General features: G+C 65.9%; 12 protein-coding genes. 8 read left to right on the top strand and 4 right to left on the bottom strand.

Features of this window, described 5'->3' with window-relative positions:
* Window positions 1–92: 92 nt before the first annotated feature.
* Window positions 93–1,745: a malate synthase A gene (gene aceB / locus M1D32_RS03460; RefSeq protein ID WP_458780957.1), complete on the top strand. Its 1,653-nt coding sequence runs from the start codon at window positions 93–95 to the stop codon at window positions 1,743–1,745.
* Between the two features lie 113 nt (window positions 1,746–1,858).
* On the opposite strand, the gene M1D32_RS03455 is transcribed toward aceB, so the two are convergent.
* A complete protein-coding gene (locus M1D32_RS03455; protein WP_458780956.1) occupies window positions 1,859–3,055 on the bottom strand; it encodes an MFS transporter in 1,197 nt (398 codons plus the stop codon).
* Between the two features lie 140 nt (window positions 3,056–3,195).
* Here M1D32_RS03455 and M1D32_RS03450 point away from each other — a divergent pair, with 140 nt between their 5' ends.
* The gene (locus M1D32_RS03450) at window positions 3,196–4,155 is read left to right on the top strand and encodes a D-2-hydroxyacid dehydrogenase family protein (protein WP_458780955.1); all 960 of its coding nucleotides are present in this window, start codon (window positions 3,196–3,198) and stop codon (window positions 4,153–4,155) included.
* 48 nt (window positions 4,156–4,203) lie between these two features.
* On the opposite strand, the gene M1D32_RS03445 is transcribed toward M1D32_RS03450, so the two are convergent.
* Complete coding sequence (locus tag M1D32_RS03445; RefSeq protein ID WP_458780954.1) at window positions 4,204–5,415, bottom strand: ROK family transcriptional regulator; 1,212 nt, start codon at window positions 5,413–5,415, stop codon at window positions 4,204–4,206.
* Between the two features lie 151 nt (window positions 5,416–5,566).
* Here M1D32_RS03445 and M1D32_RS03440 point away from each other — a divergent pair, with 151 nt between their 5' ends.
* Genes M1D32_RS03440 through M1D32_RS03420 form a run of 5 tightly spaced genes read left to right on the top strand, consistent with a single transcriptional unit; the run spans window position 5,567 to window position 10,181 of the window.
* A complete protein-coding gene (locus tag M1D32_RS03440) occupies window positions 5,567–6,313 on the top strand; it encodes a sugar phosphate isomerase/epimerase family protein (protein WP_458780953.1) in 747 nt (248 codons plus the stop codon).
* Complete coding sequence (locus M1D32_RS03435) at window positions 6,310–7,452, top strand: Gfo/Idh/MocA family protein (RefSeq protein WP_458780952.1); 1,143 nt, start codon at window positions 6,310–6,312, stop codon at window positions 7,450–7,452. Before M1D32_RS03440 ends, M1D32_RS03435 begins: the two co-directional genes overlap by 4 nt.
* Window positions 7,449–8,621 (top strand): Gfo/Idh/MocA family protein, encoded by a 1,173-nt coding sequence (locus tag M1D32_RS03430; protein WP_458780951.1) that lies wholly within the window; start codon window positions 7,449–7,451, stop codon window positions 8,619–8,621. The genes M1D32_RS03435 and M1D32_RS03430 overlap by 4 nt, the downstream gene beginning before the upstream one ends.
* A gap of 1 nt (window position 8,622) precedes the next feature.
* Window positions 8,623–9,618 carry a sugar phosphate isomerase/epimerase family protein gene (locus M1D32_RS03425; protein ID WP_458780950.1) on the top strand — a complete coding sequence of 332 codons (996 nt, stop codon included), beginning with the start codon at window positions 8,623–8,625 and terminating at the stop codon, window positions 9,616–9,618.
* A 29-nt stretch (window positions 9,619–9,647) separates the two neighbouring features.
* Entirely contained in the window at window positions 9,648–10,181 is a 534-nt protein-coding gene (locus tag M1D32_RS03420) for a GNAT family N-acetyltransferase (protein WP_458780949.1), read from the top strand.
* Window positions 10,182–10,211: 30 nt separating this feature from the next.
* Here the strand turns inward: M1D32_RS03420 and M1D32_RS03415 are convergent, their stop codons facing one another.
* Together M1D32_RS03415 and M1D32_RS03410 are read right to left on the bottom strand one after the other, a co-directional pair.
* Window positions 10,212–12,359: an amylo-alpha-1,6-glucosidase gene (locus M1D32_RS03415; protein WP_458780948.1), complete on the bottom strand. Its 2,148-nt coding sequence runs from the start codon at window positions 12,357–12,359 to the stop codon at window positions 10,212–10,214.
* A gap of 26 nt (window positions 12,360–12,385) precedes the next feature.
* Entirely contained in the window at window positions 12,386–13,477 is a 1,092-nt protein-coding gene (locus M1D32_RS03410; protein ID WP_458780947.1) for a glycosyltransferase family 4 protein, read from the bottom strand.
* A 228-nt stretch (window positions 13,478–13,705) separates the two neighbouring features.
* On the opposite strand from M1D32_RS03410, the gene M1D32_RS03405 reads away from it, so the two are divergent.
* The gene (locus M1D32_RS03405; protein ID WP_458780946.1) at window positions 13,706–14,404 is read left to right on the top strand and encodes a DsbA family oxidoreductase; all 699 of its coding nucleotides are present in this window, start codon (window positions 13,706–13,708) and stop codon (window positions 14,402–14,404) included.
* Window positions 14,405–14,430 lie beyond the last annotated feature (26 nt).

Below are 14,430 nucleotides of genomic sequence, written 5' to 3'. Positions count from 1 at the left end.
TTACGCACGCTGCCGGATGTCCAGTTCACCTCCTATTTAGGTACGTCACCGGCCGCCGTCGAACTTCCCTTTTCGTCTTTAAGGAGACTGAGATGAACAGCTTTACTGACAGCTTCACGATCAATGGCATCACCTTGACCGCCCAGCCGGTTTGCCGGCAGAACGAGGTTCTTACTCCGGATGCACTGGAGTTCATCGCGAAGCTGCACCGGGCAACCGCAGAGCGGCGCCAGGAACTTTTGCAGGCCCGCCGGACCCGGCGGGCAGAAATCGCCGGCGGGCAGGACCCGAGGTTCCTGCGGGAGACCGAGGACATCCGCAACGATCCCTCATGGCGGGTCGCTCCCCCGGCCCCCGGCTTGGAGGACCGCCGCGTGGAGATCACCGGCCCGGTGGACAAAAAGATGACCATCAACGCCCTGAACTCCGGCGCCAAGGTGTGGCTCGCGGACATGGAGGACTCCTCCACCCCCACCTGGCGGAACGTGATCAAGGGCCAGCTGAACCTGACCGACGCCCTGGAACGCCGGATCGACTTCACCACCGAGGAAGGCAAGGAATACAAGCTCCGGCCCGCGGCCGAACTGCCCACTATCGTGGTCCGCCCCCGCGGTTGGCATCTGCCCGAAAAGCACATGCTCATCGACGGCGCCCCGGTGGCCGGTGGGATCGTGGACTTCGGCCTGTTTTTCTTCCACAACGCCCGCCGCCTCCTTGCCCAGGGCAAGGGGCCGTACTTCTACCTGCCCAAGATCGAAAACCACCTCGAAGCCCGGCTCTGGAATGACATCTTCATCCTCGCCCAGGACCTGCTCGGCATCCCCCAGGGCACCATCCGGGCCACCGTGCTGATCGAAACCATCACCGCAGCCTTCGAAATGGAGGAAATCCTCTACGAACTGCGCGACCACGCCGCCGGCCTCAACGCCGGCCGCTGGGACTACATCTTTTCCCTCATCAAGAACTTCCGCACCCGCGGCCCCCGCTTCGTCCTGCCCGACCGGGCCCAGGTGACCATGACCCAACCGTTCATGCGCGCCTACACCGAACAACTGGTCCGCGCCTGCCACAAACGCGGCGCCATGGCCATCGGCGGCATGGCAGCCGCCGTCCCCAACCGCAAAGACCCCGAAGCCAACACCAACGCCTTCGAAAAAGTCCGCGCCGACAAAACCCGCGAAGCCAACGACGGCTTCGACGGCTCCTGGGTGGCCCACCCCGACCTTGTGCCAGTCTGCCGTGAGGTGTTCGACAGCATCCTGGGCGAGAAGCCCAACCAGCTGGACCGGCTCCGCCAGGACGTCACCCCTGATGACCGCGCCCTGATCAATGTGGCCGCCACCACCGGCACCATCACTGAACAGGGCATCCGGAACAACATCGAAGTGGGGATCCGCTACATCGAGTCCTGGCTCCGCGGCAACGGCGCGGTAGCCATCCACAACCTCATGGAAGACGCCGCCACCGCCGAAATCTCCCGCTCCCAGCTATGGCAGTGGATCTACGCCCGGGCCATCACCGACCACGGCGAAATCATCACCCACCACTGGGTCGAGGAACTCCTTGACGAGGAATTCGCCCGGCTGGAACGCTTCGACGGCGACCGCTTCGAAGACGCCCGCGACATCTTCGAGGAAGTCACCCTCGCCCGGGACTTCCCGTCCTTCCTCACCCGCCCCGCCTACGCGCGCTACCTGACGGAAGCCCGCGAAAAGGCAACCGTCGAGGAACTCGCTGCAGCATAACCAGACTTCCGTCCGCCGGGCCGGCACGCCCTTCGCAACAGGCACCTCCGAAATCCGGAGGGCCGGCCCGGCGACGGAATACATCGCGTGACGACGGCGGGCTGCCGCTACGTTTACCGCCCCTTGGGCACCCGCCGCACGGAGAGGGTGGCAGCAAGGAAGAACGTCAGCACCGACGCCAGGATGAGAAGCAGGGCCGGTGTCCAGGATCCGGCGACGTCGTGCACGTATCCCACCAGTGGCGGAGCGATGGCGCCGAAGCAGTAACCCAGCCCCTGGACGGTGGCGGACATGCGGCCGGCGGCCACCTGGTCGCGGGCCAGCTTGATGATCGCGATGAAGATCAGCGTGATCCCGCCGCCCTGGGCAACGCCGCCCAAAACGGACCACAGCCACCAAAGCTCCGGGGCCAGCAGGAGACCGGCGGGCACGGCCGTCCATAAAAGGCCCAAGGTGACGGCCACCGTCGTCGTACTGAAGTATTTGGCGGCGAACGGCACGCCGAGGCCACCCACTATGGCAAACACCTGGAACAGCGAGGATCCCGCTCCCGCCGCAGCAGAGGACATGCCAAGTTCGTCGTTGAGGTAGCTGGGAAGCCACGCCGTGACGGCGTAGTAGGAGAAGGCCTGGCCTGCAAACGCGGCCGTCAGCCCCGCCGTGGTCCATGCCGATCCGGCACCCGTTCCGTCTCTGGGACCATCCGGAGCAACAACCGCGGAGGGCACGAAGGCTTTGCGGAGCCCGACGGCGAGCGCCCAGCACACCATGGCCCCTACGGCGAAGATCCCGACCGATGCGAGCGCCAGTTGCCACCCCGCCAGTTCGGCCAGCGGCGCCGTGACCATCGAGGTGAGGAAGGACCCAACGTTCAGCGCGGCCGTGTAAACGCCCATGGCCGTTCCCTGCCGCAGGGGCGGAAAGTCGCGGCGGATGATGAGGGGCGCGGCGATATTGCCGATGGTGATGGCAAGGCCAATCACCACTGTCCCGGCCAGCACCAGCGCCGGGCCACCGGCCGAGCGGACGATCACTCCGGCCAGCACGCCCAGGATGGTGAGGGTGACAGCGAACTCGGCACCAAACCCGCGGGCCGCCAACGACGCCAGGGGTGCTGCGAGCGCAAAGCACAGGACCGGGATGCTGGTCAGCAGCCCCAGCACCACCGGGGAAAAGCCTAGGTCGGCCTGCATAACATCCACCACCGGGGCCACGGCCACAAAGGGGCCGCGAAGGTTCAGCGCCAGCAGCCCTATACAGGCGAGCAGGATCCAGGTGTTCGGGATCCTGGCGAGGAAGCGGGCGCTCACCAGCAGGGCTGGGGGGTTGGATCTCGTTTCATTACCCCCATTGCTATCACGGCACGAACCCGGCAGTTCCCGGTGGCGGCGTGCCGGTCCTGCCTTACGATGAACATCACTGCCCTAGACTCCGGGACGAAGGACACACCATGCAGCACCGGCTTGCCATCCTTGACGACTACCAGGACGTGGCGCACGGCTTCGCGGACTGGTCCTCCCTCGAGGCCGACGGCGTGACAGTCACCTCCTACCGGGAACCGTTCGCGTCGCAGGACGCGCTGGTGTCGGCGCTGGCAGGTGTCACCATCATCATTGCGATGCGGGAGCGGACGGCTTTTCCGCGGGAGGTGCTCGAAAAGCTCCCCGCCCTCCAGCTCCTGGTGACCACCGGCATGGCGAACGCGTCCATTGACGTGGAGGCGGCAGCCGAGCTTGGAATGACCGTCTGCGGTACTCCCGGATCGCCCACCGCCGCCCCGGAAATGACGTGGGCACTGCTCCTGGCCATCGCACGCAACATCCCCGCCGAGGACGCTTCGCTCCGCTCCGGCGGCTGGCAGAACACGGTGGGGTTCGAACTCGCGGGCAAGACCTTGGGCGTGGTGGGCCTGGGCAAAATAGGCCGCAGGATTGCCGCGTACGGCCAGGCTTTCGGCATGGACGTCCTCGCGTGGAGCCAGAACCTGACAGACGGGGACGCAGCGGAGGCCGGGGTGCGGAAAGTATCCAAGGAGGACCTTTTCCAAAATTCCGACGTCGCCACGCTCCACCTGCGCCTGTCTCCCCGTTCCGAGGGAATCGTGGGTGAACCGGAGCTGCGCCTCCTGGGGCCCGACGGCGTCCTGGTGAACACCGCAAGAGGTCCCTTGGTTGACCAGGACGCCTTGGTGCGTGCCCTGTCCGAAGGCTGGATCGCCGGTGCCGCGCTGGATGTCTTCGACCACGAACCCCTGCCGGCGGGCCACCCGCTCCTCAATGCCCCCAACACGGTGCTGTCCCCGCACCTGGGCTACGTTACGCGGGAGAGCTACCGGCAGTTCTACGGCGGAGCGCTGGAGGATGTGAGGGCCTGGCTCGCCGGCTCACCCGTGCGCGTGATTTCCGCCTGAGCCGTTTTCAGTCTGTCTCCCCGGCAAGGCTGAAAGGTTTGCCGCTGGCTACCCGGCTGCCTGAAGCGTGGCCTCGATTGCTGCCGGGGACAATACATGCTGGGTCACCATCTGGCTTGCGCCCAGGACGGCAGCCCGGTCGCCGGCCAGGGACAGGGCAATCCGGAGCTGTGCTGTGGCCAGCGGCAGGGAGCGCCGGTAGACCACCTCACGTACTCCCGCCATCAGGTGTTCCCCGGCCTGGCCCAGGCTTCCACCGATCACCACGACGGACGGGTTGAGCAGGTTGACCACGGTGGCCAGGACGTCGCCCACGTCCCTGCCGGCCTGGCGCAACAGCTGGATGGCCTGCAGGTTTCCCTGGGCCACAAGGCGCAGTACGTCATTGCCCTTCGCGGCCTGCACGCCCTGCCGGTTCAGTTCCGCCGCCAATGCCGGACCGGATGCCAAAGCCTCGAGGCAGCCGTAGTTGCCGCAGCGGCACAGCACGTCGTCGCCGCGCGGCACGCGCACGTGGCCCAGGTCGCCGGCGGTACCGTTCGCACCGCGCTGCAGCGTCCCGCTGCTGATGATCCCGGAGCCGATTCCGGTGGCAACCTTGATGAAAAGGAAATTGTCGTCTTCGGGCCAGTGGGCGGTCCGCTCGCCCAGCGCCATGATGTTCACGTCGTTGTCCACCAGCACCGGGACCGGCAGGGAGCGCTGTACATAAGAGACGACGTCGAACCCGTCCCAGCCCGGCATGATGGGCGGCTTGACGGGCTGCCCGGTGGAATGCTCCACAGGGCCCGGCAGGCCGACCCCGACACCTGCCAGGTCAGCCGCGTCCCGTCCGGCCGTGGCGAGCAGCGACACCCCTTCCTTGACCACCCGGCCCAGGACAGCCTCCGGACCGGCGGCAACATCCTGCACCAGGCGCTGTTCAGCAAGGATGTTGCCATTGAGGTCCGTGACAGCCACGATCACATGGGTGGCCCCTACATCCACCGCCAGCACCACGCGCACCGCGGGATTGAAAGCAAAGCGCGACGGCGGCCTTCCGCCGCTCGAGTTCGCCTCTCCGGCGGGGCCCACCAGTCCTGACGCGATGAGTGAATCAATGCGTGCTGCCACCGTTGACCGCGCCAGACCGGTGGTCAAGGCCAATTCAGCCCGCGTCCGCGCCTTACCGTCCCGCAGGAGCTGGAACAGGTCGCCGGCCCCGCCCTGGGCCGCGGCAGGCTCAGACGCTGCGGTGCTGCTGCCGGCTGTCTTGGTCATAGGACATAGATAGCACGGCTACTTCTGCATGTCACCCTTTCAACTTTTGCTTGACGCGCAGCAAAAGTAGACCTAGCTTTGCAGTAGACCAATATGCTGTGGCCGGGACCACTGCCTGCAGCCTGGAACCGAGTAAAAACTCAGGAGACCCATGTCCTACTCCCTCCAGCTCTATACGGTGCGGAACGCGATCCAGGAGGATCTTCCCGGCACCATCCGGAAAGTCGCCGAGATCGGTTTCGCCCAGGTGGAGCCGTACAACTTCGTAGCCACCGCCCGCGAGCTCGGTGAGGCACTTCGGGAGAACGGCCTCACCGCGCCTTCCGGCCATGCTCCGCTGTTGAGCCAGGACCAGGACGAGATCTTCGCTGCAGCCAAGGCATTGGGTATCACCACCGTGATCGACCCCTTCATTCCCGCGGACCGCTGGCAGTCCGCGGAGGATGTCCAGGCTACGGCCGCCCAGCTGAATGAAGCTGCCAGGAAGGGTGCGGAGTACGGCGTCCGTGTGGGTTACCACAACCACCAGTGGGAGCTGGAGTCCATCATCGAGGGCAGGACCGCACTGGAGTACTTCGCGGACCTGCTGGACCCCGAACTGGTTCTGGAGGTGGACACGTACTGGGTGGCCGTCGGCGGCCAGGACCCCGTGGAGATCCTTACCAAGCTCGGCGACCGGGTGAAGTTCATCCACATCAAGGACGGACCCCTCACCACAGACCCCAGGGCCCAACTGCCGGCCGGACAGGGCCAGGTTCAGATCCTGGACGTCATCGCAGCCGCCAAGTCGCTGGAGGTGGGAGTGGTGGAGTTTGATGACTACGAAGGCGACATTTTTGAAGGCATCAACGAGAGCCTGTCATTCCTGACCGCCTCCGGCGAAGGGATCAAGGCATGAGTACCTCCTTCTCCGCAACGTCGCCACGCAGGGGCCCCGTGGGCGTTGCCGTGATTGGCGCCGGGAACATCAGCAAGCAGTACCTGGACAACCTCACCGTTTTCCCGGACCTCAAGGTGCACGTCATCGCCGACCTGTTCGAGGAAGCGGCCGAAGCCCGGGCCGGGGAATACGGCATCCCGGAGTGGGGCGGAGTGGAAAAAGCCCTCACCCACCCCGACGTCGAAATCATCGTCAACCTGACCATTCCTGCCGCCCACGTGGAAGTAGCCACAGCTGCAGTAAACGCCGGCAAGCACGTCTGGACCGAGAAGCCCTTCTCGCTGGACCGTGAATCCGGCCTTGGCCTGCTCAAAACCGCTGACGCCGCAGGAATCCGCCTGGGCTGCGCCCCGGACACGTTCCTCGGCGCCGGCCTGCAGACCGCACTGCGCCTGATCCGCCGCGGTGATATCGGCACGCCCCTGACCGCGATGACCACGTTCCAGACGCCCGGCCCGGAATCCTGGCACCCCAACCCGGCATTCCTTTTCCAGCACGGCGCCGGCCCCCTGTTCGACATGGGTCCCTACTACCTCACCACACTGGTCCAGGCCTTCGGCTCCATCCGCAAGGTGGCCGCCGTCGGCTCCAAAGCCAAAGAAGTCCGCGTCATCGGTTCCGGGCCGAAAGCCGGCGAAGAATTCACGGTGGAGGTCCCCACCCACGTGTCGGCGATGACCCAGTTCGAAAACGGCGCATCGTCCCACAGCGTGTTCTCCTTCGAGTCACCGCGCGTCCGCATGGGTTTCGTGGAGATCACCGGCACCGAGGCCACCCTGTCCCTGCCGGACCCAAACTACTTCGATGGCGACGTCAGGCTCTGGCGCGCGGGCGACGAGGAGTGGACCACCATCCCGGCCACCGGCCCCGCCAACGGCCGCGGGATGGGCGTGCTGGACATGGCGCGGTCCCTCCGTGCCGGTGTCCCCCACCGCGCCACGGGAAACCTGGCGTACCACGTCCTGGATGCCATGGTTTCCATCTCCGAGTCCATGGAGTCCGGAACTTTCGTTGACGTCGAAAGCTCTGCGCCGGCGTCAGCTCCCCTTCCCGAAGACTGGGCCCCGGAAACGTTGACCCTTGGGGGCACCGCATGAGCCCGGAATCAAGTACCAAGGGCACGCTGGGCGTAGCCATGATCGGTTACGCCTTTATGGGCAAGGCACATTCCAACGCCTGGCGGAACGTGGCAAGCTACTTCGACGTCCCCGCCTTCGAGCAGAAGCTGCTCGTGGGCAGGGACGCCGCCGCCGTCTCGGAAGCCGCCGCCAAGTACGGGTGGAGCGAAACGGCCACCGACTGGCGCTCCGTGCTGGACCGGGACGACATCCACATCGTCGATATCTGCGCGCCGGGCTGGATGCACGCGGAGATCGCCATCGCCGCCCTCAAGGCCGGCAAGCACGTGCTGCTGGAGAAGCCGTTGGCCAACACCCTCTCCGAGGCTGAGGCCATCACCACCGCCGCGCAGTCAGCCAGGGCCAAGGGTGTCCAGTCGATGGTGGGATTCAACTACCGCCGCGTCCCCGCCCTGGCCCTTGCGAAGGAACTGATCGCGGACGGCAGGATCGGTACCGTCCGCCAGGTCCGCGCGGCCTACCTGCAGGACTGGCTCGCCGACGAGTCCGCCCCCATGACCTGGCGCCTGACAAAGGACACCGCAGGCTCCGGGGCGCTGGGGGACATTGCCTCCCATGCCATCGATCAGGTCCTCTTCCTGCTCGATGACCACGTTACGGAGGTCTCGGGCCGCCTGCAGACGTTCGTGGGCCGCCGGCCCGGCGCCACGGGGCTTGAAGACGTAACGGTCGACGACGCCGCCTGGGCAACGCTGACCCTCGCCTCCGGCGTGGTCGCCTCAGTGGAGGCTTCCCGGGTGGCCACCGGCCGGAAGAACTCCCTTCAGCTGGAGGTGTACGGCGACAAGGGTGCGATCATCTTTGACCTCGAGAACCTCAACGAACTCCGGTTCCTTGACGCCACGGCACCGGCCCGCGAGCAGGGCTTCCGCCGGATCCTGGTGAGCGAACCCGAGCACCCCTACCTGGATGCCTGGTGGCCGCAGGGCCACATCATCGGCTGGGAGCACACCTTCACCCACGAGGTCCGCGACTTCCTGCTCGCCGTCGACGGCGGTGCCGAACCGTCGCCGTCATTCGAGGACGGGCTGGAAGTCCAGCGCATCCTGCACGCCGTAGAGGAGTCCGCTGCCGCAAAGAGTTCAACCATCCAGCTGCCTGCCGCAACCACCACCAAAGGAGCCTGACATGTCCCGCCCCTACACCCTGTTCACCGGCCAGTGGGCCGACCTCCCCTTCGAGGAAGTCGCGCGCCTGGCGTCCGGCTGGGGTTACGACGGCCTGGAAATCGCCGTTTCCGGCGACCACCTGGATGCTTGGCGCTGGGACGAACCGGGCTACGTCGAATCCAAGCTCGCCGTGCTGGAGAAGTACAACCTGAAGGTTTGGGCCATCTCCAACCACCTCAAGGGCCAGGCCGTGTGTGACGACCCCATCGACTTCCGGCACGAAGCCATCGTCGGCGCCAAGGTCTGGGGCGACGGCGACCCCGAAGGCGTCCGCCAGCGCGCTGCCGAGGAAATGAAGCACACCGCCCGGCTCGCCAAGGCACTCGGCGTGGACACCGTCGTCGGCTTCACCGGCTCCTCCATCTGGCAGTACGTCGCCATGTTCCCGCCCGTTCCCGAAAAGGTTATCGACGCCGGCTACCAGGACTTCGCCGACCGCTGGAACCCCATCCTGGACGTCTTCGACGAATGCGGCGTCCGCTTCGCCCACGAAGTCCACCCCTCCGAGATCGCCTACGACTACTGGACCACCGTCCGCACCCTCGAAGCGATCGGGCACCGCCCCGCCTTCGGGCTGAACTGGGACCCGTCCCACATGATGTGGCAGGGCATCGACCCCGTCTCCTTCATCTGGGACTTCAAGGACCGGATCTACCACGTGGACTGCAAGGACACCAAGGTCCGCCAGACCGGCCGGAACACCGTCATGGGCTCCCACCTCGCCTGGGGCGACCCCCGCCGGGGCTGGGACTTCGTCTCCGCCGGCCGCGGCGACGTCCCCTGGGAAGCATCCTTCCGCGCCCTGACCGCCATCGGCTATGAAGGACCCATCTCCGTCGAGTGGGAAGACGCCGGCATGGACCGCCTGCACGGCGCCCCCGAAGCCCTCGCCGCGCTCAAGAAGTTCGACTTCCCGGCGTCGAACACCTCCTTCGACGCCGCCTTCAAGCAGTAGCCCGAAAGGCAGGCACGTACAATCCCTGCATGACCTCCGCCATCCGAAAAGCAACCACGGACGACGCCGGGGCGCTGGCTGCGCTGGCGGCCGTCACCTTTCCGCTGGCGTGCCCGCCGTCGTCGTCTCCCCGGGACATCGCGGAACACCTTGCCAACACGCTCAGCGAACAGCACTTCCAGGCATACCTCGCCGACCCTGACGTCACTATCCTGGTGATCGACGCCGATGGCGACCTGCGCGGCTACAGCCTGCTGGTGAACCGGCCGGCAGAAGACCGGGACGTGGTTTCAGCGCTGAAGATCCTGCCGTCGGTGGAACTCAGCAAGTGCTACGTGCACCCGGAACACCACGGGCTCGGTGCCGCAGCGGAGCTGATGCACGCCAGCCTGGTTGCTTCCGCGGAAGCTGGTGGGCGGGGCGTCTGGCTGGGTGTCAACAGCCAGAACGCCAGGGCCATCCGCTTCTACGAAAAGTCCGGGTTCCGAAAGGTAGGGACCAAATCGTTCCGGCTGGGCAGCACCGTGGAGCACGACTTCGTGCTGGAACGTCCAGTCCCCTAAGCGGCTGGCTCCGCACTGCCCGCTGCGGCATTAGGTCTTCGCTGGATTCCCCGGCGGGTAGGCCAAGGGCGGCCGCGGTTCCGCCAGCAGCTTGAGGCCGGGCGGGAGCCCGTCCACGCTGCCGTGGGTCGCGTGCGCCCGGATGGTGATCCGGGCGGAGTTCATCAGAACGTTCTCGGCCTGGAAGTCGCCCATGCCCTCGGGCAGGATGGGCGCCAGGTGCACCACGCCGCGGGTGTGGACGGGATCGAAGCGGAGCAGCGCACGGATCAGTTGGATGGGTGCTGCCGCCGCCCAGGCCTGCGGCGAGCAGGCGGTGGGGTACGGCACGGGCCCGGGGAACTCGCCACGGTCGAAGCCGCAGAACAATTCGGGGAGCCGGCCGTCAAAATGGTCGGCGGCGTCGAATAGGGCTGTGGCTACCCGCCGCGCCTCCTCCACAAATCCGTAGCGCATCAGGCCGGTGGCCACCAGGGCGGAGTCGTGCGGCCACACCGAACCGTTGTGGTAGCTGACCGGGTTGTAGGCCCCCATGTCCGAGGCCAGGGTGCGGATTCCCCAGCCAGTGAACATCTGGGGCGACATCAGGTGCTCCACCACGGACTGCGCTTTATCTTCGTCCACGATGCCCAGCCACAGGCAGTGGCCCATATTGGAGGTGCAGGCGTCCACGGGACGTTTGTCCTTGTCCAGGGCCACCGCGAAGTAGCCTTTCTCCGGCAGCCAGAACTTGTCGTTGAAAGCGGCCTTCAGCGCCGCGCCACGTTCCGCCCAATGCTCTTCCAACTCTGCATCGCCGCTCCAGCGGGCCAGCAGCGATCGGCCGATGTAGGCAGAGTAGACGTAAGCCTGGACTTCGCAGAGGGCTATGGGCGCTTCCGCGATGGTTCCGTCGGCGAAGTTAATGCCGTCCCAGGAGTCCTTCCACCCTTGGTTGATGAGCCCGTGCTCATTGGGCCGCAGATACTCCACGAAGCCATCACCGTCGCGGTCGCCGTAATGCTCGATCCACTCCAGGGCGCGGTCCGCGTGCGGCACCAACGATTCGATGATGTCCTCCGACAGCCCCCACCGGCTCAGTTCGCCCAAAAGCGCCGCGAAGAGCGGGGTGGCGTCAGCCGTCCCGTAGTAGGCGGTGCCGCCCAACGACAGGCCGGCCGTAATCCCGAAGCGCACCTCGTGCGGGATGCGGCCGGGTTCTTCCTCGGAGTCCGGATCCACCTTGTTCCCTTGCAGGCCGGCCAGGGTCTGCAGGGTACCGGCCGCCAGGTTGGGGTCAACCATCAGGCTCATGTAGGAGGACAGGATGGAGTCCCGTCCGAAGAGCGCCATGAACCACGGCGCACCGGCCGCCACGGCTGCCCGTTCCGGATGGTGCGGATCAAAAATCCGCAGCGAGCCCAAGTCGCTTTGGCTCCGGTTCAGGGTGGCCTGCAGGCTGCTGTCCATAACGCTGATCCTGGGGACGTTCTGCTCCCAGTGGCGGTGCCGGCGGACCCCCTCCCTGTGGTGCGGGAGCCCCTCTTCAGTGAAGGGCTCCGCGGGTGCCTTCCCGTTGATCAGTGGCACCACGATGACGCTGGTTGCCCACTTTCCACGGGGCGGGACGGTGGCCCGGAAGCGGAGCCCGTCCGAACTGAGCGCTGCGCCGCGGGCACGGAAGGCCGTTCCGCGCTGCTGCCCGTCCCGGGAGCTTTCGATGATGAGTTCGGCGCCGCGGACGGTCCGGACTGTTTCTGCCCTCGGGGTGGTGCGCCCGCCCTTGACGTCGAACAGGTCCGCCTGGTCGGCGTCCACCAGAAGTTCGATGTCACAGTCCACCGGCTCCCCGGAGTAGTTTTCAAGCGTTATGTCATCCCGCAGGCCCGGGCCGATATGCCGGACCTGCCGGACCACAAGCGGACTGTCGAACCGGCCGTCCGGCCATTTGGCACGGCCCACAAACGTGGCCTCGAAGGGCTTGGGCCGCTGGGCCACCAGCGGCTCACGCAGGGAACCATTGATGCGAAGCACCCAGTGGGAAACGATGCGGGTGTCCTGGAAAAACGCGCCGTTGGTGCCGCCGTCGGAACTGATATCCCCGCCCCCGGACGAGATGCAGAATGAGGACCCTTCCACCACCGTGACCGAACCGGATTCGGATGCGGCTGCCTCTGTATCGGCGTTCCATGCGGTCACAGGAGGGCTCCTTTACTGGGCGGCAATCATGCCGGGGCTCGGAAGACCGCCTTCCCGTTAAGATTCTGGTGCACGCCACCGGTATCCGGAACCCCTTCCGGCTTTCTGCCTTCCAGCAGTTCGGTGTAAAGCTGCAGGTGCTCGTTCACCATCCGTTCCTCGCAGAACCGTTCCTCAACAGCCCTGCGGCACGCCGTGCGGCTTAGGCCCCCTGCCAGCCCGACAAAGTCGGCAAGTCCCTCAATCTCCCCCAGGTATCCGGTCCGTCCGTGCTCCACGATCTCAGGGGCGGAACCGGCGGGGGTACCGATAACGGGGGTTCCGGTGGCCAGGGCCTCGATCATGACCAGTCCAAAGGGCTCCGGCCATTGAATCGGGTTGAGGAATGCCACCGCTTCGCCCATCAGCCGGTACTTGCTCGCGTCGTCCACTTCCTCCACGACCTCGTCATCAGGTCCCAGCATCGGCTGAACCACCTCCCGGAAAAAGCGGACCTCGTCCGGTTGGCGCATCTTGGCAGCTATCCGCAACGGCATGCCGGCCTGGTGGGCGATCAGAACGGCCTCCAGCAATCCCTTGTCCGGGCAGGCCCTCCCCACGAAGCACAGGTATCCTCCGCTGCCCGATCCCACCGGGACCGAAGAGACGTCCATCCCGTGGTGGATCACCCGGGTGACCGGCACGTCCGGTGCGTGTGAACCCTGGTTGCGTGAGATGGCGATAACCGCCGCCTTCCGGGCCACGGCTTTGTAAATGTCGGCTGCTGCAGCATCCAGCCGGCAGTGGATGGTTGTCACCAGGGGTACCCGCCCCGGCCGATGGAGGTACAAGGGGCCGGCCAGGGTGTGGTCATGGATGATGTCAGTACTTGCCAGGCCCTCGTACGCCCGTGCCACATGGCTCAGTTCGGAGAGCGACATGTTCAGCTCTTCCGGAACCGAGTGCCGCATGGCCGGAACCCTTGGCACGGGACACGTACTGTCCGTGGGCGCCGCCAAAAGTACCTCGTGACCCGCGGCTGCGAATCCCCGTGCCAGGGTGTCCACCACCCTTTCGGTGCCGCCATATGTCACGGGCGGAACCGGAATCCACGGTCCAGCTACCAGTCCAATCCGCATTCCTGGCCTCCAGGGAAACGACAGGCCGCGCTCCCCAGCTGGCTCGGGCAGTTCCATCCGCGGGACCTGGCCGGCCCCGCGGCGTCGTGGACACAACGGACACTCCGGGGCGTCCGTGAAACCCACATTCTGACTATTGCCCAGGATCACCCTGGGGACAAGACCCTGTGTGCGGTATCTAACAATGGTTTCCGGAATGGCAGCCCTGGGCCCGCTGTTGGCGACAATATGAAGATTGAGATCTGGTCAGATGTTGCCTGCCCCTGGTGCTACATCGGAAAACGCCGCTTTGAAGCGGCCCTTGCCACCTTCCCGCACAAAGATGCGGTCGAGGTGGTCTGGCGCAGCTACCAGCTGGATCCCACCCTCCCGGAGCACTACGACGGGACCGAACTGGACTACCTCAGCAGCCGCAAAGGCATGCCCCCGCAGCAGGTTACGCAGATGTTTGACCACATCACCCAGCAGGCCAAGGGCGAGGGCCTCCACTACCGGTTCGATTCGGTAATTGTGGCGAACAGCTTCACCGCACACCGCCTGATCCACCTTGCCGCCGCCCACGGCAAGCAGGACGAAGCCAAGGAGCGCCTCCTCAGTGACCACTTCGAACACGGCAAGGACATCGGCAGCCGGGATTACCTGACATCCTTGGCCCTGGATCTCGGCATTGACCGGGACGAGGCGGAGGAACTGTTCACCACGGACAAGTACGCCGAGGACGTCCGCTTCGATTTCGAGGAAGGCCGCGCCCTGGGCATCAGCGGAGTGCCCTTCTTCGTCATTGACCGCAAATTCGGACTTTCGGGCGCCCAACCCACAGAAACCTTCACTGCGGCGCTTGCGCAGGCCTGGCAGGATGCCAATCCGCTGGTGCTGGTGAACTTAAACGACGGTGACGCCTGCGGCCCGGGCGGCTGCTCTGTTTAACCCCCCTCCCCAGGTTTGGTGACACT

The sequence above is a fragment of the Arthrobacter sp. D3-16 genome, assembly GCF_054408515.1.
Note: the sequence above shows the minus strand (reverse complement) of the source record. Positions and strands in the feature narration are given on the sequence as shown.

Bases quoted from the DNA above. Each gene is read 5' to 3' on its own strand.
- M1D32_RS03435 (WP_458780952.1), top strand. From the start codon at position 6,310: ATGAGTACCTCCTTCTCCGCAACGTCGCCACGCAGGGGCCCCGTGGGC.
- M1D32_RS03440 (WP_458780953.1), top strand. From the start codon at position 5,567: ATGTCCTACTCCCTCCAGCTCTATACGGTGCGGAACGCGATCCAGGAG.
- M1D32_RS03405 (WP_458780946.1), top strand. From the start codon at position 13,706: ATGAAGATTGAGATCTGGTCAGATGTTGCCTGCCCCTGGTGCTACATC.
- M1D32_RS03445 (WP_458780954.1), bottom strand. From the start codon at position 5,415: ATGACCAAGACAGCCGGCAGCAGCACCGCAGCGTCTGAGCCTGCCGCG.
- aceB (WP_458780957.1), top strand. From the start codon at position 93: ATGAACAGCTTTACTGACAGCTTCACGATCAATGGCATCACCTTGACC.
- M1D32_RS03410 (WP_458780947.1), bottom strand. From the start codon at position 13,477: ATGCGGATTGGACTGGTAGCTGGACCGTGGATTCCGGTTCCGCCCGTG.
- M1D32_RS03425 (WP_458780950.1), top strand. From the start codon at position 8,623: ATGTCCCGCCCCTACACCCTGTTCACCGGCCAGTGGGCCGACCTCCCC.
- M1D32_RS03420 (WP_458780949.1), top strand. From the start codon at position 9,648: ATGACCTCCGCCATCCGAAAAGCAACCACGGACGACGCCGGGGCGCTG.
- M1D32_RS03430 (WP_458780951.1), top strand. From the start codon at position 7,449: ATGAGCCCGGAATCAAGTACCAAGGGCACGCTGGGCGTAGCCATGATC.
- M1D32_RS03450 (WP_458780955.1), top strand. From the start codon at position 3,196: ATGCAGCACCGGCTTGCCATCCTTGACGACTACCAGGACGTGGCGCAC.